This window comes from Bradyrhizobium sp. LA6.8, from assembly GCF_040547935.1.
In the GTDB taxonomy this organism is placed as follows: domain Bacteria; phylum Pseudomonadota; class Alphaproteobacteria; order Rhizobiales; family Xanthobacteraceae; genus Bradyrhizobium; species Bradyrhizobium barranii.
On sequence record NZ_JBEPQQ010000002.1, the window covers coordinates 1,264,444 to 1,289,697 of the forward strand.

Genomic DNA, 25,254 nt, shown 5'->3' on the forward strand with positions numbered 1-25,254 from the left:
CATGCGATACGGTTTACCGGCTGTCCTCCTGATCGGGGCCATGACGCTTGGCGGGTGCACTGAAGGTGTGCTCGATCCCAAAGGGCCGATCGCGTTGGCCGAGCGGCAAATTCTGATCAACGCGCTTGGCATCATGCTGGCGATCGTGATCCCAGTGATCCTTGCGACACTTGGCTTCGCTTTCTGGTTTCGCGCATCGAACGAGCGTGCGAGCTATCGGCCGGATTTCACATATTCCGGGCGTCTCGAGCTGCTGGTCTGGTCCATCCCCGCGATGACGGTGCTCCTGGTCGGCGGCGTCGCATGGATCGGCGCGCACGACCTCGATCCGGGCAGGCCAATCAGCTCGACGGTCAAGCCTGTCAACGTTCAGGTCGTCTCGCTCGATTGGAAATGGCTCTTCATTTATCCGGACGAGGGGATCGCGAGCATCAACAAGCTGGTTGTGCCGGTCGGGACGCCGATCAGCTTCGAACTGACATCGTCGAGCGTCATGAACAGCTTCTTCGTGCCTCAGCTCGGCAGCCAGATCTACACCATGTCGGGAATGGCGACCCGCCTCCACCTGCAGGCGGACCATCTCGGAACCTATCCCGGGATCTCCGCCATGTTCAGCGGCGACGGCTTTCCCGACATGCACTTCACCGTCGATGCGGTGACAGACGCCAGATTTGCGCAATGGGTTCGGCAGACCCGCGAAACCGGTTCGGTTCTCGATAAGCAAGCTTACGCCGACCTGGTCAAGCCGAGCAAGGCGGTCGCGCCGTTCACCTATCGTGGCGTCGCCCCCGATCTGTTCGGTAGCATCGTAAACGCCGGCATGGACGCGCATCAAGACGCTTCTCTATCAGTTTGTTCAACCTCGCAGAGGGCCGAGCGATGAATCTACTTGGAAAGCTCGATTGGAACGCGATTCCCCTCCATGAGCCGATCATCATGGGTGCAACGGGCTTCATGGTTTTGGTCGTGCTGGTTGTTCTCGGGTTCGTCACGGCGAAGGGAGCCTGGCCCTATCTATGGCGCGAGTGGCTCACCTCGGTCGATCACAAGCGGATAGGCGCCATGTATTGCATCCTGGCGCTCGTCATGATGCTCCGTGGCTTCAGCGATGCGATCATGATCCGTGCCCAGCAGGCGCTCGCAGCCGGCGGTGCCCAAGGCTATCTGCCGCCCGAGCATTTCAATCAGATATTCTCGGCGCACGGCACGATCATGATCCTGTTCATGGCAATGCCGTTCGTGGTCGGGCTCATGAACTTCGCAGTGCCGCTGCAACTTGGTGTTCGCGACGTCGCGTTCCCCACGCTCAATTCCGTCAGCTTCTGGCTGACCGCATCGGGTGCGTTGTTGGTCAACATTTCGTTGGCGATCGGCGAGTTCTCAAAAGCCGGCTGGTGGGGTTATCCGCCACTGAGCGAATTGCAATACTCGCCCGGCGTCGGCGTCGACTACTATCTCTGGTCGCTGCAGATCTCCGGTATCGGCACCTTGCTGGCGGGAATAAATTTCGTCACGACCATCCTCAAGCTGCGGGCACCGGGAATGAGCTATATGCGCATGCCGGTCTTCTGCTGGACGGCGCTTGCCGCCAACCTGCTCATTGTCGCTGCTTTCCCGGTCCTGACCGCGACGCTCGCGATGCTGGCGCTGGATCGCTATCTCGGCTTTCACTTCTTCACGCTCGAAGGCCAAGGCAATCAGATGCTGTACTCCAACCTGTTCTGGGTATGGGGGCATCCCGAAGTCTACATCCTGATCCTGCCGGCGTTCGGCGTATTCTCGGAGGTGATGGCGACGTTCTCCGGCAAGCCGTTGTTTGGCTATCGCTCTATGGTCGCCGCGACGATGGCCATCTGTGTCCTCTCCTTCCTGGTCTGGCTGCACCACTTCTTCACAATGGGGGCCAGCGCAAACGTCAACGGCTTCTTCGGCGTCATGAGCATGATCATCGCCTTGCCGACGGGTGCGAAGGTCTTCAATTGGCTGTTCACAATGTACGGCGGCCGGGTTCGGTTCTCGGTGCCGGTGCTGTGGTCGATTGGCTTCATGGTGACTTTCGTCATCGGCGGCATGACCGGCGTGCTCATGGCGGTGCCCCCGGCCGACTTCCAACTGCACAACAGCGTGTTCCTGGTCGCGCACTTCCACAATGTCGCCATCGGCGGCGTCGTGTTCGGCGTGATGGCGGGGTACAATTACTGGTTCCCCAAGGCGTTCGGGTTCAAGCTCGACGAACGCTGGGGCAGAGCGTCGTTCTGGTGCTGGCTCGTCGGCTTCTATGTCGCCTTCATGCCGCTCTACGTGCTGGGCCTGATGGGCATGACCCGGCGCATGCAGCATTATGACAATTTGTCCTGGCAGCCGTGGTTGATTGCGGCGGCGTTCGGCACCGCCATCATCCTGGTCGGCGTCGTTTGCCAGATCGTGCAACTCGTGGTGTCGATCCGTAATCGCGAAGAGTTGCGCGACGTGACCGGCGATCCCTGGAATGGCCGCACGCTCGAATGGGCGACGGCGTCGCCGCCGCCGGCATGGAACTTTGCGTTCCAACCCAAGGTCGCCGGACTGGACGCGTTCTGGAGCAGCAAGAACCGCGCGCAAGCGACTAGGGAGGAGCCGACGTCGACGCGGGAGTACGAGCCCGTCGAAATGCCGAAGAACAGCGCCACCGGCTTTGTTACGGCGTTCTTCGCCGTCGTCATCGGCTTTGCACTGATCTGGCACATTTGGTGGTTGGCCGGCGTCGGAGTGTTCGGCGCATTCATGACGTTGCTTGCCTTCTCATTCCGCCGTCACAACGAAATCGAGGTGCCAGCCGCGGAGATCGCCCGGTTCGTGCGGGCCCACCAGGCAGGAGTTGCAGCATGAATATCGCAGTCGCAATTGATCAGATTCCGCAAGACGCACTGCCGATTGCGAGTGAAGCGGGACCTGCTCCAAAGCGGATCGTGGTCACCTATGGCTTCTGGATCTTCCTGCTGAGTGACATCGTCATGTTTGCCGCGCTGTTCGCGAGCTACGCAGTCCTCGTGCGCTCCACGGCCGGCGGACCGACCGGCGCCCAGCTGTTCAATCAGACGACGGTCGCGATCGAAACTGCTTGCCTTCTCGTCTCGAGCTACACTTGCGGACTGATGTCCTTGGCCGTCAATTCGCGCCGCTATCTCAGGACCTATCTGGGGGCTCTCATCACCCTCGCACTCGGAGCCATTTTTCTTGGTCTCGAGCTCCGCGAATTCCTGGGCATGATCGCCATCGGCGCGACGCCGCAGCGGAGTGCTTTTCTGTCAGCATTCTTCACGCTTGTCGGATGCCACGGGCTGCACGTTGCGCTCGGATTGATCTGGCTGATCGTGATGATGGTGCAGGTGGCGGTATTCGGGTTCGCTGCGAGGGTGCAGCATCGTCTGCTCTGCTTCTCCTTGTTCTGGCACGCGCTCGACATCGTTTGGGTCGGGGTATTGACGGTGGTCTATCTGATGGGAGTGAGTTCATGACCGAAGCTCGACATGAGCGCGCACCCGGAGACAGGCCGAGCCGCGAGATGGATGCATCGGCTCCATCCGAGTTTATCGTCTACACGATTGGCCTGTTTGTGGCGGTTCTTCTCACGGCCACGTCGTTCTGGGCTGCAAACACGACGCTGCTCTGGCCGGGCGGCGTATTTCTCGGGCTCGCTGTGCTCGCTATTGCCCAGATGGGTATTCACCTGGTGTTTTTCCTGCACATCAGCAGCGGGCCGGAAAGCACCAACAACGTGCTCGCGCTCGCCTTCGGCGCTCTCATCGTATTCGTCGTGATCGCCGGCACGATGTGGATCGTGGCGGATATGAACACGAACATGATGATGCCGTCGGGCGCGCCGATGAGCATGAGGATGCAACATTGAAGAGTGCCGCTGGGTTAGCTGCCGGCCATCGAGCATGCAGTCCGTGCACTGTCTTCCTTGGGTTCGAGGGGCTACGTCGATCGGGGCCGGGTTGCGCCCGGCGGCGCGACCGCCGTTTCAAGGCAGATGGAATGCTTCTCAAGCGTCAGACGCCATCCTTGCCCCACGCGCTGTCGAACAGCGCTGAGGCGACGTTGACGGTCAACGTTGGCCAGGCGATCGCGAGCGCGTAGAGGTCCATTGCAACGGCCAATCCGACGAAGCTGGTCGTCATCATCTGTCTGGGGTAGCACGCGATCCCGCAATAGCGCTTCGAGCTGGAAAGGTCCCGCAAGTAGCCCGGTTCCAGCGGTTGCGAACACGTTGCGCAGACGGCGGAACCGCGCGGCACCGTGTTGTTCACCACTACAAACTTCATTGCGGAAATGGGCATCCTCGATCCGTCTATCGTGTGGTGCGTTTGCGAGTGCTGTTGCTGTCTCTGGCGCTGGGTATTTGCGAGATGCCCACCTGGATTACCTGCCTGCAAGCATCGCTGAGTTCGGAGCTGCGCTCTCTGAGACAAGCCGTTATGTCATCCGCATTGGGGATGAACGCACTGCAAAGTCTGAACACGTCGGGCGTGCACGCGAGGCGCTGTTCCGGTGTCCCCTGCGAGTACGAAGGGGCAGGCCAGGCCGTTGCGAGCAGCAAGCACAGGGACACGCACGACTGCGCCAGGGATCTCGGCCGCCGCGGTTTCCGTCTGCTTTGGCTTTTCGTTTTCATCAACAGTCTCGCAATATTCGAAGCCGATACTCGACCTCATCAAGGAAAAATTGATACGCTCTTGCCGGGGCTCGGGCTTGTCGCAAGACGTCAGCGTTTGAAGCTTTCGATCCCGCTGCGGCCCTCCGCCTCCTGGAAGGGACTTGCGGACTGCTTTGTAGCGACATCGGGTACGCAGGAATCATCAAGCCATCACACGATTGTCCAAGCGTTGAGGTCGACACAAACGCTAACGTTGTATGCTGAAATGATACGCTTAATGCGGATTGCTGGCGGGGCGAAGACATGCTCAAGGGATTCACGGCTCCTCGGTCCCCTCTGGGCGCTGCTGCATTGGTCCCGTCGCCCCCCTGGCATTTCGCTGGTGACGTTCTGGCGGTGGAGTTTTGGAATGATCCCGATGTATCGGTCCAGATCCTTCCAACAGGTGTCCAGCTCGACGAGAGATGTCCAGGTCACTCCGTTGCGCTCTTCACGGACTACCAGTTCACCGCGCAGAATGATGAATATCTGGATCCGGCTAGATACCAGTGTCGCGGATTCAGCGTTCTTCTCGACGCGATGTGGAAGGGGACACGAATAGCGTGGTGTCCATACTGCTATGTCGACAACGACGCTGCCTTGATGAGAGGTTGGATCCAGGGATATCCAAGAAAACACGGCGCCGTACACCAGACCCGAACGTTTCCCACGACGAGCGTAGCGTCGGCGCCACTCGCGCACGATGGCAGGCTCTCGGCTTGTATGTCCGCTCATGGTCGGTTGTTAGTGCAAGCCCGTATCACTTTGCGTGAAAGAGCAGAACGTCTTGTTGGCTTGCTCGATCGAAGGATCGTCGGACGACGATATTTTCCGCGGGTCTCCGCAGGCATGCATGATAGGCCAGCCGTCGATGAACTTGTTCACTGCGTTTCCGACCGCCTCCTGATCACAAACATCTGGATTGGTGAGGGTGAGCTCAATTTCCCGGAAGCGTATGGTGAGGAATTGGATGTGCTGGGGCCGATTAAGGTGGGGCGCGGATATCGGTTCTCGTTTTCCTATTCCGTCACCGATATCGAGATCCTCGCGGATCTAACCCACTAGCGATCGCACTCGTGCCGACAAGGTGCCTTCGGGAATGCGGCAGGAATGAACAAGTCGACGCACTTCAATCAAATCAATTGTGGCTGATTTCGGTAGACTCTGTGCCGAAAGTGACGCACAGGACACGGGAATGCTCAAGGGCTTTACAGTTCCGAAGTCGCCATTCGGCCAAGCCGCTCTAACTCCGCCACCACCCTGGCACTATGCCGGCGATGCCGTTGGTGTCGAGTTCTGGACGGACGCTGACGCGACGGCAGCGACCTTGCCGAATGGTCTCTCCCCCGATCCGAACTCAAATGGACACGCCATTATGATGTTCCTGGATTGGCAATTCACCGCCCAGGACGACGAGTATCTTGAACCGGCTCGTTATCAATATCGGGAGGCGTTTGTTTTGGTTGACGCCATGTATCGCGACGTGCCGGTGATGTGGTGCCCATACATTTATGTCGACAATGACGCTGCGCTGGCGCGCGGTTGGACGCAGGGCTTTCCAAAGAAGATGGGTAGTATTTTTCAGACGCGCTCCTTTGCGGCCTCAGGCCCTGCCGCGGCCCCTGTCGCATCGGGCAGCCGGTTTGGGGCCAGCCTCTCGGCGCACGGCGAACGTCTTGCGGAGGCCTGCGTCACCTTGGACAAGCCGGTCGAAAACGGGCTGTCTCTCCTCCGTCGGCCCACGGTGCTGTTGCGATACTTCCCGAGACTGGCGGCAGGCTACCAGGACAAGCCTGCGGTCAACGAGCTGGCGATGTCGATCACCGACAATCTCTCCGTTGCCGACGCTTGGACCGGGAAGGGCGAACTTAACTTTCCGGAAGCGAATGGCGAAGAACTCGACGCGCTCGCCCCGAAAAGGATCGAGTCCGGGTTCCGTTACTCACTTTCTTACTCTGTTAGCGATCTGGAGATCCTAGAGGACCGTGGGCTCGTAGGTGACTGAAGTCCTTCCGGCTGTAACTGCGAAGCGTCAAATCCCTCGCTCCCGGGAGGGCTGCGGCACGCCCTTGCGCGGAGATCCTTGGCCGGGCGTCCTTGCGACCGATGAGGAAAGTTGTCTTTGCGTCCTCTACAACATTTTGGATCGGAGCAGCTTCCGGGGTGTTGTGAACGTTGCGAACCTCGATTCTGTTGGGGGTAAGATGCTGAATTGTAATTCAAAAAGCGTTTCGTGACGCGAGGCAACATTAACCTTCCATAACGCTGATTAACGAGCCAAGAGGCGCGCCTTGCTGCACTCTTCCCGTCGATCCGAAGCCGCGGATAGATGTCGAGGAGTGTCCATGGAAGGACTTCAAACCGCCGCAACAGAGTCTTCCTTTGCAGACGAGCAGCAATTCCACGTTATTGCGAACAGCGTGGCCAAGCTGCTTGAAACTGCAAGGAGAGAGTTAGGGCGCGATCAGGAGGCTGCCGAGGCGTCGCTGGCCACAGCATCGCACATCCTGCAAGCAGAGATCGAACGTTGTTCGGGCGCTAACAGCCCCACCAGGGGCGGGCTGGCGGCTTGGCAGATCGTTCGAGTGCGAGCTTACATTGACAGTAACTTGCACCGTACGATTCACATCGGGGATCTCAGTGGGATCGCGCGTCGAAGCAAGGCTCACTTCTCTCGAAAATTCAAACTGGCAGTCGGCGAGTCGCCACATGCCTACGTGGTAAGAAGGCGTCTGGAACGGGCTTGCCATCTGATGGTGACCAGTGCGGCATCACTGAGTGAAATAGCGTTGAGCGTAGGATTTTCGGATCAGGCACATCTGTGCAGGCTCTTCAGACAGGCTTTTGGTCAAAGTCCAGCTAACTGGCGGCGCGAGCGCAGCGTTCCTGGCGAGGCAGCTTAAGAACCGGTTTGGAAGGGAATATCGCATGAGCGATCAGCGCGGCAAAGTGCTGAGCTTCGGCCCTTTCGAACTGTCGATAGGGGGCAGGCTTCTGACTAATGGCGCAAATGTCGTTCCGCTCGGAGCGCGCGCCATGGATCTCCTTATTGTCCTGGTGGAGCAAGCAAACAAGGTCGTCGGCAGGAGAACTCTGATCGAGCGGGTTTGGCCGAAGAGCGGAGTTGAACAAGTCAGCCTGCGCGTTCATATTTCGGCGCTACGCAAGGCTCTCAATCAGAGCGACCCCGGCAGGCGCTACATCACGAACGTGCCAGGACGGGGATACAGCTTCGTCGCACCGGTAACAACACTTTCCTCGGCGGTGTCCGGGGATCTCAATCCATCTTCGAGGTCGCGACTGCCTGCGCGCCTGGTGCGGATGCTCGGACGAAGAGAGGCGCTCGCCGTGATCCAGATGAAGCTGGCCGAACAAAAATTTGTGACGGTCGTCGGTCCTGGTGGGATAGGCAAGACCACGGTAGCGGTGGCGGTCGCACATGAGATGAGCGCCACTTTCAATAACCAGATCTATTTTGTCGACCTAAGTGCGCTCGGTGGCACTTCGCTCGTTGCTCCAGCAATTGCCGCGGTACTAGGCGTCTCGGTACAAACAGACAACGTCGTACCGGCCTTGATCGATCGGTTGCAGGGAAGGCCAACGCTCATCATTCTCGACTGTTGCGAACACCTTATCGATGAAGCGTCGGCTGTGGCGGAAGGACTGATTTGCCGCGTCCCGACATTGCATTTGCTGGCAACTAGCCGGGAGGCGATGCGGGTTGAAGGTGAACATGTTTATGAACTCTGCGCGCTCGCTTGCCCTCGAGAAGACCGCATCCTGTCGGCACACGACGTCATGCAATATCCCGCCGTGCAACTATTGGTCGATCGCGCGCGGGCCGTACGTGGTGACTTCGAGCTAACAGATACGGATGCGCCGGTTGCCGCAAGAATCTGCCGGCGGCTTGATGGAATTCCATTGGCAATCGAACTCGCAGCCGGCAGAGTTGACATATTTGGCCTGGGTAAGACCGCAAGCTTGCTCGACGACCGACTAAACCTGTCATGGGTGGGGCGTAGAACGGCGTCGCCTAAGCACCAGACCTTAAACGCCGCGCTGGAATGGAGCTATGACCTGCTTGGCTTGGCAGAGAAGCGCATACTGAGCCGGCTCAGTGTTTTCGCCGGCGGATTTACGTTCGAAGCAGCGGTCGCTGTTGTCGCTGACGAGACGATAGATGAAACAATCGTCTCGGATTGCATTTGGGAGCTCCGCTCGAAATCGATGATCGCCGCTCAAGGACAGGGCACGCGGCTGCGCTTGCTCGACACTACTCATGCCTTTGCGTCGGAACGACTCGCCGAAAGTGCCGAGGAGGTTGGTTGGCGCCGGCGCCACGCCCTCTACTTCGGCGAATTGTTCAAACAGGGCGCTTCATTGGACATTCCTGAAAGGCTTCAGGCGCTCGGGGATGAGGTCGGCAATGTTAGAGCAGCCCTGAACTGGGCTTTCTCGGTCGAGGGTGATACGAAAATTGGCGTTGAACTTGCCGCCGCCTCGGCAGGCACCTGGATGGCAATGGCCCTGCTTACCGAATGTCGGGAGTGGATGACGAAAGCCATTAACCGGCTCGACACTGCGAGTGCCGGCTCGCGTCAAGAGATGATCATTCAGTCTGCGCTCGCTAGTTGCATGATGTTCACGGATGGTATGACCGAAGAGTCGTACGCAAGCTGGGAAAAAGCGCGCCTTCTTGCCGAGTGCCTCAACGACACCGAATGTCAGCTCGATTCTCTGCTCGTTCTTTGGGCCCACCAGATACGGCTTCCAAGTTATGCCGAGGCAACGGAATTGGCCGATCAATGCGGCGATGTTGCCGATGTGAGCAACAATCGTGGCGCGGTCGCTACAGCCAATTACATGCGCGGCGTAACGTACCATCACATTGGACGAATTCTGCAGGCTGAGGCATATTTCGAATTGTCCCTGCATCGCGATGATGAAGCGTCCCGACGATCCCTCATCATGCGGTTTGGTTACGATAGAAAAGTCGACGCCCTGGCCGTATTGTCTAATCTGGCCTGGCTCCGGGGCTGTCCCGATCAGGCGCGGCACCTCAAGCTGACCTCGATCGCTGAAGCACGCCAACTAGATCACGCGGTACCGCTCTGCGTGGCGTTGGCGTGGGCCAGCTTCAACACGTATCTGACAAGTCCGGACGATCCCGAGACTGAATCGCTTGCCAACGAACTTGTCGACCACGCCGGAAAATACGCTGTGGAGAGCTATCACGGCTTCGGCCTCAGCATGCAGGCTCTCTGCGGCGTCAGGCGGGGTGAGGGCGATACAGCTTCTGCAACGCTCTACCGCGGTTTGGAGAAGTTGTCTGCGGCGCGATATGGAGTCTTCAATTGGTTCCTGCAAGCGGAGTTCGCGAGATGCACTGCCGTCGCGGGTCGCGCACGGCAGGGACTTGCTGTCTTCGAACGGGCAAAGATCAATCTTGACGAGACCCAATGGTACGCCGCGGAATTGCGTCGCATCAGGGGCGAACTGGCCCTGTGCAACGACGAGGGGCTTGGAGCTGCTAGACATTACTTTGTGTCTGCGCTCGAACTATCCGCCAGCCAAGCCAGCTTGTCGTGGGAGCTCAGGGCCGCGACCAGCCTAGCTATGGCGGAAAAATCGGCCGGGCAAAGGGAGCGCGGGTGGCAGGCCTTGCAACTCACCCACGCAAAATTCCGAGAAGGCCTTGAGACGGTCGATCTACAGTTGGCCAAGCAGGTATTGGCCGTTCCGCATTCGCACGACGGCGCCACCAACTCGATGCACTGAGGCTTGTTGCTGGAGGAGGTTTCGGGTAACCCTATCTGGGCGGGGTGTATTTGCTAAAGACCAACGACGAACGGTGCAACGACCGAACGTCGAGGCTCTTGGCGGAATAGGTTATGTCGGTCCAACAAAATCGCTCACCGGATGCAATCCGGCTTCGGTTTGATTCATTCGAGCTGAATGTCGCCGAGCGCTCTCTCAGTAAGGCGAACCAGGTCATTCCCCTGGGTGGCAGAGCCTACGACATCCTGATAGCTCTGCTCGAACGCGCCGGCGAGGTGGTGTCGAAGTCCGAATTGATTGCGAGGGCATGGCCTGATGTAACGGTCGACGAAGGCAGCCTTCGCGTTCATCTGGCGGCATTGCGCAAGACGCTGCGCGACGGTCAGTTCGGTGACAAGTACATCGCGAACATCCAGGGCCGCGGCTATAGCTTTATCGCACCGGTCAAGCGCCTTCCGGCGGACCCTGGCGGAGGTAAGGCATATTCGGGTTTGTCCGGCCTGCCTCTGCCGCCCGCGCTGAGCCGCATGGTCGGCCGTGAAAATGTTGTTCGTGAGATTCGCGGTTGGCTCCAAACGGACCAGCGCCTGATCACAATTTTGGGTGCCGGCGGTACAGGCAAGACAACGGTTGCTCTGGCAGTTGGACACGGGGCGTTGGCCGATTTCCTCGACGCCGTATTCTTTATCGATCTTGCGACAGTAAGCGACAAGCAGCATGTCATTGGCGCAATCGCTTCCGCGGTCGGGCTCGATTCGCAGTTGGTCGATCCAAAGGAGGCGTTGGTTGCTTTTCTGCGCCCTCGCAGAATGCTTATCATTCTTGACAGTTGCGAGCATCTGATCGGGAAAGCTGCGGAGATATCGGACCATATTCTTCAGAATACCCGCGACATCCACATACTCGCGACCAGCAGGGAGGCTTTGCGTGCCTCTGGCGAACGCGTACTTCGCCTTTGGCCACTCGAGTGTCCACCAGAACGGCCGGGACTGACTGCATCGGAAGTGCTTGCCTATCCGGCAGCACGATTGTTCGCCGAGCGCGTCAGTGCTCGCCGCGGCAACTTTACACTCAGTGACGATGAAGCCCCCATGGTTGCCGAGATTTGCCGCAAGCTCGACGGGATTGCGCTCGCCATCGAGCTCGCCGCCGGTAGAGCGGCCGTGTTTGGCGTCGGGAATACCGTGGCAAGGTTGGGTTCGCGTCTCGATCTTCTGAAATTCGGCCGCCGAACGGCGAATCCACGGCATCAGACACTCAAAGCGACGCTGGACTGGAGCCACGATCACCTGTCTGAGGCCGAGCGAGTTGTACTGCGACGCGTCGCGATTTTTGTCGGACACTTTTCATTGGAAGCGTTGCTTGCGGTTGCGGAGCAAGGAGGAATTGACAGGTCCGAGATTGCGAGCGCGGTGGAAAATCTTATCAACAAATCGCTCATAGTGGCGTGGCCCAGCTACGGGCGGATGCTCTACCGATTGCTCGACACGACGCGCTCCTACGCATTGGAGAAACTCACTGCGAGCGGCGAACATAATTCCATAGCGGCGCGTCACGCGAGCTATTTGAGCCGGTCATTAGAAGACAACCGGGGCAATTTTTTCGATCTGGGGCCCGGGCACCCCCCGGCAGGCGCGATACAGCTCTATCTTGGAGATATCCGTGCTGCGCTTGAATGGAGCTTTGGCCCCGATGGGAACGATAGCGCGGCTATTCGAATGGCGGCGGCGGCCGCGCAGTCGTTTCTGGCCAGGTCGCTTTTCGTGGAGTGCCGGGATTGGATGGAGAAGGCGCTCGGTAGGATTGCTGCGGACTGCGACCCGCGGGACCAGATGGAAATCCACGCTTCGCTTGCCTTGTCGCTCATGTTCACTGCAGGGAACAGTGAAAGGGTTCGCGATGCCTTCAACAAGGCGCTGACGTTCGCAGAGCTGCGCGAGGATGCCTATCAGCAACTACGTCTTCTCAGCGGGCTGTCGATGTATCTCCATCGTACGATCGACGCGGCGGGCAGTCTTGAAGTTGCGCTACGCGCGGAGTCTGTTGCGAACAAGACCGGAAATCCGGAAGATGCGGCGCTTGTGGATTCGATGCTGGGAGCAGCGTACTATATGCTTGCAGATCACGTCCGCGCGCCAAAATACCTTGAGCGGGCTCTGCAGGGGGCGCCGGCTCCCCGACGGTTCAACGCAACTCAGTATCTGTTTGATCTTCGAACCACATCGCTATTCAATCTAACCCGATCGCATTGGTTTGCCGGAAATCTCGATAGGGCCGTTGGTTATGCGGAAAGAACCATCGAGGAAGCAGAGAGGGCAGATCATCCGATCGCTCTGTGTCGAGCCCTGATTCTGACGATGCCTCTCCATTTCTGGATCGACGATCTAAGTCGGGTCGAGCAGGACCTCTCCGCGCTTGAGCTCATCGCCGAGAAGTATTCGTTGGTGCCATTTCGTGCTGTCGCCGTGGGACTTCGGGGGCGCTATCTGGTCCGCGTCGGCCAGACGGACGACGGCATGTGTCATCTGCGGGACAGCTTGGAAAGGCTGAAGATCCTACGATACGAGATGCTTGTAACGGATTTTGTCGCCGAATTGGCGGTCGGCCTGGCTAAACAAAACAAGGGCGCGGAAGCGCTGGCTCTCATCGATGGTTCGATCGCCACGCAGCTTGGATCGAAGAGGCCTCTTCACCTTCCGGCCCTCTTTTTGGCGAAAGGCTTGGCGCTGGTGTACGGAGAGCTCCAACGGCGCGATCTGGCTGTGGAGTGTTTCGAGGAAGCAATGACGCTGGCAGCGCAACAGTCGGCGCTTTCGTTCGAACTGCGGGCGGGATTGGAGCTTGCGCGGCTTTGGATCGATCGGGGTCAAGTCCGAAGAGCTCATGATCTCATCGGACCCATTTACGGCCGGTTTACCGAAGGTTTCGACACGCCGGATCTCACGTTGACGAGGCGAATGCTCGAACAGACGAGCGTTCGCGCCCGGCAAGCCGGATAAGAGGACGAATCGTCATCGCGTGGGGACAATACCAAGGGTCTGTGCGCGTGATACAGCCTGCGCGCGCCTTTCCACGCCCAGCTTGGCGAAAACGCTCTTGAGGTGCGACTTCACGGTCTCAGGACCGATATCGAGGCTTCGGGCGATTTCCTTGTTTGACAAACCATCCGCGATCCGCGCGAGAATGTCGGTCTCGCGACGGCTCAATGCGCTGAGAGTACGTGCGCTTGAGCTCGGCGCCGAACGATCTTGCCGCGCTCCTTGCAGGCCCGCCGCGAGCCGATCAAGGAAGGGGATCAAATCTGTTTTGACGTTTCCTCCCTCCTGGGTTGCCCGGACAAGCTCGGAAATGACCGGCCCCTCGTCCAGGACGCTCTGATAATGGCCGGCCGCCGCACACGCGGCAAGCACGCGGCTAAAGCGGCTCATCGCCTCCGCAGCCTTGCCCGCGCTGAGCTGAACTGCCGACAAGCGGATCGCAATGCTGATCAAGAATTGACGGTGCTGCATTGCTTCGGCTTCGTGTTGCAACTGTTGCAGGATTGAAATGGCCTCGTTGGGACGAGCTTGCTGGCCCAGCAAATGAGCGCTCGCCAACTTGTGGTACCACTCGATCTCCGACCAGGTGCCCGGCTTCGGCGCGGGGTATTTCCGCGCAAGGTGCTCCAGGCGATCGACACATGCGGCGGCTTCATCCAGCCGGCCATCGTTCAGATAGAGCCGTGCCTGCTCCGCGATCACGCCTGCTGAGAGCCTCCCCCAATCACGCGCAGCACCCAGATTTTCAGCTCGCTCCAGAAGAGTGCGGGCCCGCTCGAAGTTCATCCGCGCAGCGGCGACCCTGGACATCACGAAATAGGCGCTCCACACGCAGTCGAGCATTGTCCCTGAGTTGATCAGCGGGACGCGATCGATGACCCAGGCTTCCGCCTCATCGAGCTGGCCTTGCTCGTATTTAACTCGCGCGATCAGACTTGCCGGCAAGGCCGCTGCAATCGAATTCGGTCCGACATTCTGCTCGGCAATCCGCAACCCCTCGCGGTAGTGCTCGTCCGCCGCCGCGAGACGTATCTGCCGTTCTTCTGCGAGCCCGTTGAGGCAGTGTCGATACACCGAGGCAAATACGTTCCTGCGATCCTCCTCGACTGAATAGGGAATCCATGGCGTCGCATGGAATTGCTTGAGGTTGCCGGCCTTCATATGGCTGAAGCGAACGACGTTTGAGGCAACGTTCGCAGTCCAGGGATCGGATGAACGGTTCACACAATCCTGTGCCAGAGGTAGTGCGCTTTCGCTGTCGTCTTTCAGCGCGATGGCAACCGAGCGGATCGCCTGGCATTCGCACAGCAGGTTGCTGTCCGGCAGAGGCGTTGCAGCGATATCGCCCGCTATGTCGGTTGCGAGCTTCAGGGCCTCATCAAAACGAAGCGCGAGCGCCAATCCCCAGGCGATCGCCAATCGGACCTCGCACTGGCCTCGCATGAGTTCGTCGGGGAACTGGCGCTGCCATTCCAGCAGGGTGAAGAGATCGCCTCTCTTGATCAAAGTCATCGCGCAATTGTTGATCCAGCCGATCGCACGATCGGAAGCGCCGGCCGCAATCGCGTGTTGGACCGCCTCGGTCCACAATTCGTGGGAAGCGTACCAAAGAGCTGCACGCCCGTGCAGCTCAGGAACTTCAATGCCGCGATCCGCCTCCAGCCGCTGTCTCAGATACTCGGCAAGCAGCGTGTGATAGCGAAACCAGACGCCATCATTGTCGATCGGCGTAAGCAGCATTTGGCGCTGGGCAAGCGATGCCAGGATCGTGCGGCTCGAGCTCAAACCTGTGACGGCTTCGCATAGGGGACCGGAGAGCCGATCAAGAATAGCCGTTCGCAGCATGAAGTCGACCAATTCGACCGGAAGCCCATCCAGCATCTCCGTCAGGTAGGCGGCAATTGGACGCTGTGAACCTGAGAGATTGTGGACATATTCCTTCAAGCCGGATCCGGCCTGCGAAGGCATGGATGAGATAATTCGCAACGCAGCGGGCCACCCCTCGGTCTTGCGCTGCAGGAGTTGGACGTCGGGGAATTCCAGCATTCCGGGTTTGGTGCCGTCCAGAAACGCTTGTGTCTCCAGCATGTCGAACCGCAATGCTTCGGCATCGATCTCGATCAGCTGGTTCTGGGCTCGCAAGGTCGCGAGCGGCAGGGGAGGTTCGGTACGCGTCGTCAGCACCACATGACAATGGGACGGTGCGTGCTTTAGAAAATATGCAACAGTTTGATGGATGCGAGAAGCGCTGACCCAGTGATAGTCCTCGAGAAACAGGTAAACATCATCCTCCATCTCCGCAAGATCGTTGATCAGGCTCGACAGGATCGCCGTCGGGTCGAGCAGGTTGTTCTCAAGGATCAACCCGATCGCGCCGGCGCCAACGTCCGGACAGGCCTGGTGCAGGGCTTGAACGACGTAAAACAGAAACCGCGTGGCCTCGTCGTCGTCAGAATCGATTGTCAGCCACCCAACGGCATTGCCGTCTTGCTCGAGCGTCTCGGCCCAAGTGGCCGCCAGTGAGCTCTTGCCGAAGCCCGCCGGCGCCTTGATGACACCAAGTCGCTTGGTCGGGAGTTCAGACAAGATGGCGAGCAGCCGGGGACGTGCGACCAGCCCGCCGAATCGCGCCGGCAAGATTTTGGTTGCGAGGAACGGCAGCTGTCCTCCGCCGGGCAAGGCGCCCGTTCGATATGTCAGATGGCTGGAGTGCGGCTGGATCAAGGGCTCCCCCTAACCAGGTCGGTTCTTCCCCCCATTCGGGGGATGCAAACAATGGTGAAAGTGTACGATCTCTGTCAGCGAGAGGGAAGCGCTGGGCATCGTCGGCTGTATGCAGCTCGCTGCGCGCTGAAAGCCGAAAGCAAGCTGATGTCTATCAAGAACGCACGCTTGGGTTTCGCGCACGTCATTCAGCATCCAGGGAAGGCACCCCAAGCCTGCGCCAAAAGCCATGGCTGACGATGAGCTTCGTGGAAGTCTGCTGTTTGGCCCCTTTGAGCTTTCGAGCAGGGAGAGGGTGCTTCGGCGCAACGGCGTGGTGCTGCCCCTCGGCAGCAGGGCCCTCGACATCCTGATCTACCTTGTCGAGCGCCCAGGTGAGGTCATCGCGAAGCAGGAGCTGATCTATCAGGTCTGGCCGGACGTAACGGTCGAGGATGGGAGCATCCGGGTTCACGTGGCCGCGATCCGCAAGGCGCTCGGTGACGGCCAATTCGGCAACCGATACATCACGAACGTCAAGGGACGGGGCTACTCGTTCGTCGGCGCGGTGGTCGCCCTCGAAGGCGCCAGGGAAAGCCGGAATGCCGTGTCCCGGCACCAAGGCAGGCTTCCGGTGCGAACGATCATGATGATTGGGCGCGAAATCGTGGTCAGCGAGGTTAGCAACAAGCTTCGAAATGAGCGTTTCGTAACTTTGCTCGGGCCCGGCGGCATCGGTAAGACGGCGGTTGCCTTGGCTGTCGGCCGCGCCGTCGCGGGAGAATTTGGCAGCGAGATCTATTTCGTTGATCTGGGAAGCCTTACCGATCCGCACCGTGTTGCGGGGGCTGTCGCGACATCTCTGGGTGTCTCACTTAAATCGAAAGATCCCAGCCTGGAACTGGTCGATCTCGTTCGGTCGCGAAAGCTTCTTCTCATTCTCGATAGCTGTGAGCACGTGATCGAGGCGGTCGCCTTGATGGCCGAACAGCTCTACCAGCAAACAGAGCAGGTCTATCTTCTGACCACGAGTCGCGAATTACTGAAAGTCGAGGGCGAACATTGTTGCCGGGTGCTTCCCCTCGATTTTCCAGACGACCCAGAGCAAACGGCAAATGCCGCGCTTCGGTATCCGGCAGTGCAGTTGTTTGTACGGCGCGTGGCGGCGAGGGCAGGAAGCGTCGTTCTCACCGACGAGGAGGCGCCGCTTGTCGCAGAAATGTGCCGAAAGCTGGATGGCTTGCCGTTGGCAATTGAGTTGGCAGCGGGTCAGGTGGCCGCACTCGGCCTCAGGGACACCGTCTCCTGCCTGGTGTCTCAGCCGGAATTGCTGAAACTAAGCCATCGGACGGCAGTTCCTAGGCATCGGACCCTCAAGGCGACATTGGATTGGAGCTACAATCTGCTGTCCGACGCAGAGAGGATTGTCTTTCGACGCATTGCACCGTTCGTCGGCCATTTCACTCTGGAGGGCGCCCGGCACGTCGCAGGCGAATCCGGCGAAGACACCGGCGAAATTTTTGACGCAATCGCCGGTCTGGTCGAGAAGTCCTTGATCGCAACTCGGGTCGACGAAGCGCAGGCACATTACCGGCTGTTAAACACGACGCGGGCGTATGCGCTTGAAAAATTAGAGGAGCATGCTGAGGTCAACGTGATCTTCCGCCGGCTTGCGGAATACGTTGCCGGATATCTGGCGGCGCCTGATCGCGCCCGGGCTAAGCGAATGCTCGATCTGGTAAGCGCTCCGGCGCGACAAGGTGGATGAGAGGCGCAATAGTGAAGCAAGGAGGAAGCTCCGTGAAGTCACAACTCTAGCGATAGCAACCATAGCGACTTGCAGCCTCCACTGCCAAAGAAAAGCAGGGGCTGATCACAACGAGCCTCGGGGTCTGCGCCAGCGATGGGCCTGCGGTCTCCTGGAGACAATTGCGGATCCGATGTCGCTTGAGACACGACGGCTGGGGCGTGGATTGAATCTGTGCTGGCGCGGAATTGCTGCGGACGTGGCGTGATTCACAAAAAGAAAGGCCGCCTGCGTTGCCACAAGCGGCCCAAGTCTAGGGAGGAAACGCCCAAGGAGGGCAGCGATAGCGGGAGCGCTACCGCACACCATAGCTAAGACGATTGCGATCAGCGGCTCAATTGGCCGTAGGTAACAGTCGAGCATCCAAATGGATCATGGAACGATACGAAGGTTTATGGCATTCGTTATTACAGCCGATCACTTCCGCAGTAAGTAGACGAAAGCCCGGTACAAAGGGCTGGCTGGTCGTCCTCAATGGCTGTGTCGAATTCAGCGGCGATGCGTTGAGGACGCGAACCGCCTGTTTGCGCTGGTGTTTGGAGATGCGAGCGTTATCAGTCGCTTCTTTCCGGGCAAGGAGGGTGTCCTCCTTATGCTGTTGTGGCCTTTTCCATCGAACTGCTTGAGCACTCGCTCCTGCCGCGAACCGGCGAGCTTGAACGCAATCAGCGAGTTGTCGATCCACATCGTGTGCAGCTCATTTGCTCCCCTTTTTGATCGTCCACAGCCGGCAAGACTTGGCGTGTAAGGAGCGTAGGAGCCCCACGCTGATAAGCAGCCGAAGGTACGGGATGGCGAGCATTCAGTATAAATTGTCGGTACTCAGATAGATCGGCCGCGGCGGTCATCGGTCTCGAACTCGAGGCGGCTCTAGAAGCACCTGCTTTAGACCCTCGGCGGTATCCACAACAATTACAAAACACAGTGTCCCATCCTCATCTATCAAACCTCCGCTAATTGCTTTTCCGCGCGCCGATCGTTCCGCGACCACGACGGCATCCGACAGGTTTTGCCGAACGGATTTCAACGCCAATAAGTTGCGCCGATCCCGTGGTTCAAGGCCTTCAACCGACAGCGCCTGTTTGGCACCTGAAATGCTGCTCCCTGTTTTTGCGTCAATAGAAATCTCCCAAATTTGCTCTCTTTGAATGTTCTTCACTCTATAGATCGGCGGGTTCGACGCGCCATCGAAGCTGATGTCAACAACTCTCGATCCGGTGTGTAATCTCTCGGCAATCAGCAATGCCTGCTGCAGGGATACTTGCACGTTGCGGAACATCTCCAGCTCACGATCAACAGTCCCTTCAAGCTCGGAATTCTGTCCGTCTAGCGCGTGCGGAGTTTCATTCGGTTTAGCGGTCGCGTCCGGCGAAGCGAATACCAAGGTCGACAAAATCACAGACGCGGTGAGTCCCGTTTTCAACATCAGCCAGCTCCCGCGGAAGTCAACTTTCGCAATTTCATAGTAGTGCCTACGGTTCAGTCGAACGCCATCCACGACGGCGGGTGTTGTTTCTGCCGCACGCGGTGATACATCGGCCCTTTCCCACGTGGAACGACAATGGCTTAGGAGGCTGGCTCATATTGCGAGCCTTAACATGGGCTCCCTATGCCACGAGGGCACTGGCCGACTATCCAGTCACGGAAGGCGAATTACCGGTGACGAGCAACCCGCTTCCCGTGCGGAACCAGCGCCTTGCAGAGGTCATTGCTTTCATCGGATCTATGGAAGGTTTCAGATCAGAGCGCTTGTCGAAATGTGCTCTGAGCGGCATGATTCCTGCGAATTTCCCGTGTGATCTACATCTCGACCTCGATCACCAATAACCTCGCGCAATAACAAGTAACGTCGACCGCGAAGTCGGATCGATCGTCCAGGAACACTCGCGGAAGGTGTTGCCGGTTTGATCTGCTAGTTCCTGGTGGTTCCGGCGGCATCTGTCGCGCATCAGATACATCCAAACCAGAACAGCCGCGTACAAGAGCGAGTCTGGTCGAAGACGCATAGTGGGATGCGCTAACGAACTCTGAAGTCCGCTGCTTGAAACTATGCCGTGCGCCAGCGTGAGAGGACCGAAGGGCTCGAACGGGTAAGTGCGATAGCCACTAGTCAGTTCTTCCGAAGCAAGGGATCGCGTCATCATGTCGGTGAACGTCTCGCAGCGACGTTTACGAGCTGATCGCCGCCTCATATTCGTGAAATGAGACCGCAGACACGCCCTACAACAAGCGGTTCGTATTGTAGCGAGAGCAGCCGGGTGAAGGAATTTGCTAGTCTCGGTTTGGTTGTGGTCTGGGCCCTATTGTTCCTGGCGTTCTTAACGGCCTTAAGACCGAGCGTGATCGTGGCGGTGCAGGGTGACAAGGTGATAGACGTCGTCTCACGAGTAGGGACCTCGAATAGCCCGGACTGAATGGACAGCTGAAATAAGTGTATGCCCTAAGCGCGTCGACGACCAAACGTCGAAACAGAACGATCTTCCTTATCAGATAAAAGCAGCCTCCGTTGGAGGGCGAACCGCTCACGGCCATCCGTGACGGTCAGCCAGTGTTCCCTGGCGAGCAGCAGCGCGCCACTGGCCGCCATCTGGTAAGCCGCAACTATTGTGCGGCCAGCGCGGTTCGATCGAACTAATGACGCGGCGCAGCTCTCGGCTCTGGCGATCCTACAACTAGGCGTCCAGGTAAAGGCCGCCGCAGTTGGCGGCCTCGTTGAATTCGAGTGAGCACAAAGCGTCAGTTATTGCGGTGTAGCAACATGTTTGGGGTCGCGCATATACCGGAAGTGATCGGCACAGAGCCAAACTGTCGGTTTCGACCCACAGCGGGCGTTGGATGTTTGGCCGCATCCTTGCTTTGGACGGACAAGAGAGCTGTCGCGAACTGCGGCAGTAGCTGTTATGCTGCCTCACCGTCTAAGCCCAGGAACGCTCCGCATGACCGGGAGTTTTCAGCGAGGGATGGCTTCCGAGCCGCAAGATCGCAGTTCCAGCGTGGCACATTCGATCGCAGTGCCACCTGAAATTGTCCGAAAATGGCAAGAGTTTGTGGATCTCCTTGCCGAGATCATGCATGTGCCTTCTGCCTCCATAATGCGGGTCGATCCCCCCCACATCAAAGTTTTCGTCTCAAGTACGTCCAAAGGAAATCCTTGCGAACCGGGCGCTCTTGATACGGGACCTTATTGTGAGACCGTTATGAAGACCGGTCAGCCGCTGCTCGTCCCTGACGCTCGCGAGAACGAAGCATGGAAAGTGAACCCGCATGTCAGGCAGGGGATGATCTCTTACCTGGGTGTCCCGATCGCTTGGCCTGATGGCCGCTTGTTCGGCACAATTTGCGTTCGCGACAATAAAAGGAACGAATATAGTGCCGCTTATCTCAAGCTCGTGCTGCACTTCCGGGACATGTTGCAGGCTGACTTGAAGTCATTCGCAACACTGCAGGGCCAGCTCGAACAGCACGAGGTAAAGATCCGGCGCCTGATGGACGCGAACATCATCGGAATCATCATCTGGGATCTCGAAGGTCGCATTCTTGAGGCTAACGACGCGTTTCTCCGCATGGGGGGATACAATCGAGAGGATCTTATCTCGGGCCGCCTGAACCGAACGGACCTGACGCCGCCGGAATGGCGGGAGCGCGACGTGCGGACTGATACAGAGCTGAAAATGAATGGGGCAGTCCAGCCATTCGAGAAAGAGTACTTTCGGAAAGATGGGGGCCGCGTGCCCGTGTTGATCGGTTTGGCTGCCTTCGGCGAACAACGAGACCAGGGCGTCGCATTCGTGCTCGATCTGACGGAGCGCAAGCGGGCCGAGGGAGCATTGCGGGAGCGCGAGGCGAAGATTCGGCGCCTGGTCGACGCAAACATCATTGGAATTTTCATCACGGGCTTGGAAGGTCGGGTTCTTGAGGCTAATGACGCGTTTCTTCGTCTCGTAGGACATGACCGGGAGGATCTTATTTCGGGTCGCGTACGCTGGACGGACCTGACCCCACCGGAATGGCGGGAGCACGACAAGCGCGCCCTGCGGGAGCTATATTTCAATACGGTTGCTCAGCCCTATGAGAAAGAGTTTTTCCGAAAAGACGGCAGCCGCGTACCCGTGCTGATTGGAGGCGCGCTGTTCGAAAAGGGCGGCGACGAGGGCGTCGCGTTCGTCCTCGATTTGACGGAGCGCAAGCGCGGGGAAGATGCGCTGCGTGAGAGAGAGGTTCAACTCGCCGAGGCGCGGCGAGAACTGCGGCAGATGATCGATACCATCCCAATCCCGGTGGCGAGCTATTCGGCAGATGCCAGGCGCGACTTCGTCAACGCAGCCTGGAAAAAATACACGGGCCTTTCTGACGAGGCTGCACTCGGCACGGAATGGTCCGTCGTAGCGCATCCCGACGACATCGTGACCGGTGAGAAAATGTGGCGTGACGCCCTTGCCACCGGCGAGCCGTGGCATGCGGAGGAGCGCGTCCGGCGTGCTGACGGACAGTATCGCTGGTTCGCCATCGACCGTGTCACTGCGCGGGACGAAAACGGCAAGATTATCAAGTGGTACGGTACCGCCTACGACATCGAGGATCGCAAGCGCGCCGAGGAACGCCTCCGCGTGCAGCACACAGTCGCGCAGATTTTGGCGGAGGCGGCCACGATCGAAGAGGCCACGCCGAGAATATTGTGGGCTATGGGCGAGTGCCTGGGATGGGACGTGGGCGCGCTTTGGCGCGTGAACCGTGAGGCCGAGGCGCTGCGCTGTGTCGAGCTCTGGCATAAAGCCACGATAGAAGTTCCGGAGTTTGAAAGAGTCAGCCGGGAATTCACTTTCCTGCCGGGCTTGGGACTACCGGGCCGAGTGTGGTCCAGCCGTCAGCCCGAATACGTTCCCGATGTCGTCCTTGATGAGAACTTTCCGCGCGGGCCCATAGCCGAACGAGAAGGGCTGCATGCAGCCTTCGGCTTTCCGATCTTGCTCGGGGGCGAGGCCCTGGGCGTGATCGAGTTCTTCAGTCGCGAGATCAGGCAGCCCGATCAGGAATTGCTCAATATGCTGGCTACCATCGGCAGTCAGATCGGTCAGTTTATCGAGCGTAAGGGCGCCGAAGAGGCCTTCCGCAAGGTGCAGATGGAGCTGGCGCACGCCAACCGCGTCGACACCATGGGACAGCTCACGGCTTCGATCGCTCACGAAGTCAAGCAACCGATCGCTACGGCGCGAAACAACGCCCGTGCGGCCCTGAATTTTTTGGACAAGCAGCCGCCAGATCTGGGCGAGGTCAGGGAAGCCCTGGGCTGCATCGTAGGCGATGCCGATCGAGCCGGAGACATCATCGACCGCATCAGAGATCACATCAAGAAAGCGCCGCCACGCAACGATTGCTTTGATCTCAATAGGGCTATCGACGAGGTCATTGAACTAGCCCAAAGCGCAATCACCGAAACAGGCGTCTCCGTCCAGACTCGCCTAACAGAAAGGATGGATCCCGTTCAAGGTGATCGCATTCAAGTGCAGCAGGTCGTCCTGAACTTGATCTTGAACGCGATCGAAGCCATGGGTTCGGTCGAGGCGGGAGCGCGAGAGTTGTTGATCAGTACCGACCAAAATCGGACAAATGACATTATCGTCGCAGTACAGGATACTGGGCCTGGCATTGACCCAGAATGTGTCGATCGCGTTTTCGAGGCCTTCTACACCACGAAGTCAGGCGGAATGGGAATGGGGTTGTCGATCTGCCAATCCATCATCGACGCCCACGGGGGCCGGCTGTGGGCAGAAGCGAACGAACCCAGAGGCACCGTATTTCAGTTTACCGTTCCCAGCCCGGTAGAAGAATTCATGAATTATCCTCAGTCGGCTCCCGAGACTGGAGAGCCGCATGAAGACACGCCAGTAGGCGCTTCTCGTCGATCGGCTTCGGAAGGTAGCAAATGACCCCATCCTTCAAAGCGCGAGACCGGATTTGATCATCGGCATAGGCCGTCACGAGGATCGTCGGAATCTCATACCCTGAAGCGATGAGATGTCGGTAAAGGTCAGGTCCGGTCATCGCAGGCATATGAACGTCTGCGATCAAGCAAGCGGTTTCGCTGAGATAAGGAGACGCGAGGAAATCGGCTGCCGACGGGAACGCTTCGACGCGGTAGCCCCGCGATCTCATAAGCCTCCTCATGGAGTCGAGAAAGAAACGGTCATCCTCGACGACCACGACCAAAGTCGGTTTCGGCATACGGTTTCCAATTCTTCGATCGAACCCGCGATACGTGTGGCACTACTAGCAGTCGTATCCACGGGTGAAGTCGATAAACGCAACCTGCGCCCAAGAGTGCTACTGGGCAATGCTAACGCCCCATAAATTTTGGTTTAGCCGCCGCCCTCGCGAATTCTGTAACAGCGCACGAGGGATGCAGCCGAATCGCGGCGAAGTGCGTGTAAGCTTTGGTGTATACCGCCCAAGTCCCATGGCGTAAAACAGTGCTATTCACGCCCACAGATTGGGATTACGCTGCGAACCGCACGGCCACTCCGAACCGGCGAACGGCGACAAAGGATCGTTTCCGTGGTCTTTAATCGTGAGCAGCTGCCATGCAGGAGAAAACGTCCACCGTTTTGGTCATAGAGGACGATGTCGAGCTTCGCAATTCGCTCGGGCGACTGTTGCGCTCGGTCGGCCTTAATGCCCAGCTATTTGGGTCCGTTTCCGATTTTCTTAAATCCGATTCTCCGGATGGTCCGGCCTGCTTGGTGCTCGACGTGAGATTGCCGGGGCAAAGCGGTCTGAATTTTCAGCGTGAGCTCGCCGCGGCGAATAGGGAAATTCCAATCGTCTTCATCACGGCGCACGGCGACATCCGGATGTCGGTGCAGGCGATGAAGGATGGCGCAATTGAATTTCTTACCAAGCCGCTCCGTGATGAAGAACTGCTCGACGCTATTCATCTCGGTCTGGCTCGCGATCGTGCTCGCAGGGAGGATGAAATGGCTCTGGCCGCGCTCAGGGAGCGGTTCGGATCGCTCAGCCCCAGGGAGCGTGAGATCATGATTCACGTCGCACGGGGGCGCCTTAGCAAACAGATTGCTTGCGATATCGGCATCAGCGAGCCGACGGTGAAAGTGCACCGCAGCCACGCAATGCGGAAGCTGAACGCCCGTTCGCTTCCCGAGTTCGGCAGAATGGCGGCCAAGCTCGGCTTGGTACCCGAGAAGTCGCAAGAATCTTAAGCTGACGTATCGTCGTCCCGCCATCCGGCAGGATTC

15 protein-coding genes and 3 pseudogenes are annotated in these 25,254 nt (G+C 58.5%); 14 read left to right on the top strand and 4 right to left on the bottom strand.

Annotated elements, in window-relative coordinates:
• Position 1: 1 nt before the first annotated feature.
• Genes cyoA through cyoD form a run of 4 tightly spaced genes read left to right on the top strand, consistent with a single transcriptional unit; the run spans position 2 to position 3,889 of the window.
• Positions 2 to 883: a ubiquinol oxidase subunit II gene (gene cyoA, locus ABIA90_RS13080; RefSeq protein ID WP_354120156.1), complete on the top strand. Its 882-nt coding sequence runs from the start codon at positions 2 to 4 to the stop codon at positions 881 to 883.
• Positions 880 to 2,868, top strand: coding sequence for a cytochrome o ubiquinol oxidase subunit I (gene cyoB, locus ABIA90_RS13085; protein ID WP_354120157.1), 1,989 nt, complete (start codon positions 880 to 882; stop codon positions 2,866 to 2,868). The genes cyoA and cyoB overlap by 4 nt, the downstream gene beginning before the upstream one ends.
• Positions 2,865 to 3,497 carry a cytochrome (ubi)quinol oxidase subunit III gene (locus tag ABIA90_RS13090; protein ID WP_354120158.1) on the top strand — a complete coding sequence of 211 codons (633 nt, stop codon included), beginning with the start codon at positions 2,865 to 2,867 and terminating at the stop codon, positions 3,495 to 3,497. The genes cyoB and ABIA90_RS13090 overlap by 4 nt, the downstream gene beginning before the upstream one ends.
• Positions 3,494 to 3,889 carry a cytochrome o ubiquinol oxidase subunit IV gene (cyoD, locus tag ABIA90_RS13095; RefSeq protein ID WP_502916656.1) on the top strand — a complete coding sequence of 132 codons (396 nt, stop codon included), beginning with the start codon at positions 3,494 to 3,496 and terminating at the stop codon, positions 3,887 to 3,889. Before ABIA90_RS13090 ends, cyoD begins: the two co-directional genes overlap by 4 nt.
• A gap of 145 nt (positions 3,890 to 4,034) precedes the next feature.
• On the opposite strand, the gene ABIA90_RS13100 is transcribed toward cyoD, so the two are convergent.
• Complete coding sequence (locus ABIA90_RS13100; RefSeq protein WP_354120159.1) at positions 4,035 to 4,292, bottom strand: hypothetical protein; 258 nt, start codon at positions 4,290 to 4,292, stop codon at positions 4,035 to 4,037.
• Positions 4,293 to 4,942: 650 nt separating this feature from the next.
• Here ABIA90_RS13100 and ABIA90_RS13105 point away from each other — a divergent pair.
• The 5 genes from ABIA90_RS13105 to ABIA90_RS13125 all read left to right on the top strand — a co-directional run bounded on the left by ABIA90_RS13105 (position 4,943) and on the right by ABIA90_RS13125 (position 13,455).
• Positions 4,943 to 5,743, top strand: a complete 801-nt coding sequence (locus ABIA90_RS13105) for an acetoacetate decarboxylase family protein (RefSeq protein ID WP_354120160.1) — start codon at positions 4,943 to 4,945, stop codon at positions 5,741 to 5,743.
• Positions 5,744 to 5,873: 130 nt separating this feature from the next.
• Positions 5,874 to 6,683 carry an acetoacetate decarboxylase family protein gene (locus ABIA90_RS13110; RefSeq protein ID WP_354120161.1) on the top strand — a complete coding sequence of 270 codons (810 nt, stop codon included), beginning with the start codon at positions 5,874 to 5,876 and terminating at the stop codon, positions 6,681 to 6,683.
• A 340-nt stretch (positions 6,684 to 7,023) separates the two neighbouring features.
• Positions 7,024 to 7,581, top strand: coding sequence for a helix-turn-helix domain-containing protein (locus tag ABIA90_RS13115; protein WP_354120162.1), 558 nt, complete (start codon positions 7,024 to 7,026; stop codon positions 7,579 to 7,581).
• 25 nt (positions 7,582 to 7,606) lie between these two features.
• Positions 7,607 to 10,456, top strand: coding sequence for an ATP-binding protein (locus ABIA90_RS13120; RefSeq protein ID WP_354120163.1), 2,850 nt, complete (start codon positions 7,607 to 7,609; stop codon positions 10,454 to 10,456).
• Positions 10,457 to 10,569: 113 nt separating this feature from the next.
• Positions 10,570 to 13,455: an ATP-binding protein gene (locus tag ABIA90_RS13125; RefSeq protein WP_354120164.1), complete on the top strand. Its 2,886-nt coding sequence runs from the start codon at positions 10,570 to 10,572 to the stop codon at positions 13,453 to 13,455.
• 12 nt (positions 13,456 to 13,467) lie between these two features.
• Here the strand turns inward: ABIA90_RS13125 and ABIA90_RS13130 are convergent, their stop codons facing one another.
• Positions 13,468 to 16,218: a winged helix-turn-helix domain-containing protein gene (locus ABIA90_RS13130; RefSeq protein ID WP_354120165.1), complete on the bottom strand. Its 2,751-nt coding sequence runs from the start codon at positions 16,216 to 16,218 to the stop codon at positions 13,468 to 13,470.
• A gap of 229 nt (positions 16,219 to 16,447) precedes the next feature.
• Here ABIA90_RS13130 and ABIA90_RS13135 point away from each other — a divergent pair, with 229 nt between their 5' ends.
• Positions 16,448 to 17,965, top strand: a complete 1,518-nt coding sequence (locus ABIA90_RS13135; protein ID WP_354120166.1) for an ATP-binding protein — start codon at positions 16,448 to 16,450, stop codon at positions 17,963 to 17,965.
• Positions 17,966 to 18,848: 883 nt separating this feature from the next.
• On the opposite strand, the gene ABIA90_RS13140 is transcribed toward ABIA90_RS13135, so the two are convergent.
• Positions 18,849 to 19,430, bottom strand: a complete 582-nt coding sequence (locus ABIA90_RS13140; protein ID WP_354120167.1) for a PepSY domain-containing protein — start codon at positions 19,428 to 19,430, stop codon at positions 18,849 to 18,851.
• Positions 19,431 to 20,964: 1,534 nt separating this feature from the next.
• Between ABIA90_RS13140 and ABIA90_RS45575 the strand changes: the two are divergent.
• The 3 pseudogenes from ABIA90_RS45575 to ABIA90_RS45585 all read left to right on the top strand — a co-directional run.
• Positions 20,965 to 21,384, top strand: a pseudogene (locus tag ABIA90_RS45575) (GAF domain-containing protein); the annotation flags it as partial.
• A gap of 81 nt (positions 21,385 to 21,465) precedes the next feature.
• Positions 21,466 to 22,596 (top strand): annotated as a pseudogene (locus ABIA90_RS45580) (PAS domain S-box protein); the annotation flags it as partial.
• 60 nt (positions 22,597 to 22,656) lie between these two features.
• Positions 22,657 to 23,931: pseudogene (locus tag ABIA90_RS45585) on the top strand (sensor histidine kinase); the annotation flags it as partial.
• On the opposite strand, the gene ABIA90_RS13150 reads toward ABIA90_RS45585, so the two are convergent.
• Complete coding sequence (locus tag ABIA90_RS13150; protein ID WP_354120169.1) at positions 23,834 to 24,226, bottom strand: response regulator transcription factor; 393 nt, start codon at positions 24,224 to 24,226, stop codon at positions 23,834 to 23,836. The pseudogene ABIA90_RS45585 and the gene ABIA90_RS13150 overlap by 98 nt on opposite strands.
• Before the next feature lie 356 nt (positions 24,227 to 24,582).
• Between ABIA90_RS13150 and ABIA90_RS13155 the strand changes: the two genes are divergently transcribed.
• Positions 24,583 to 25,218, top strand: coding sequence for a response regulator transcription factor (locus ABIA90_RS13155; RefSeq protein ID WP_354120170.1), 636 nt, complete (start codon positions 24,583 to 24,585; stop codon positions 25,216 to 25,218).
• Positions 25,219 to 25,254: the final 36 nt, after the last annotated feature.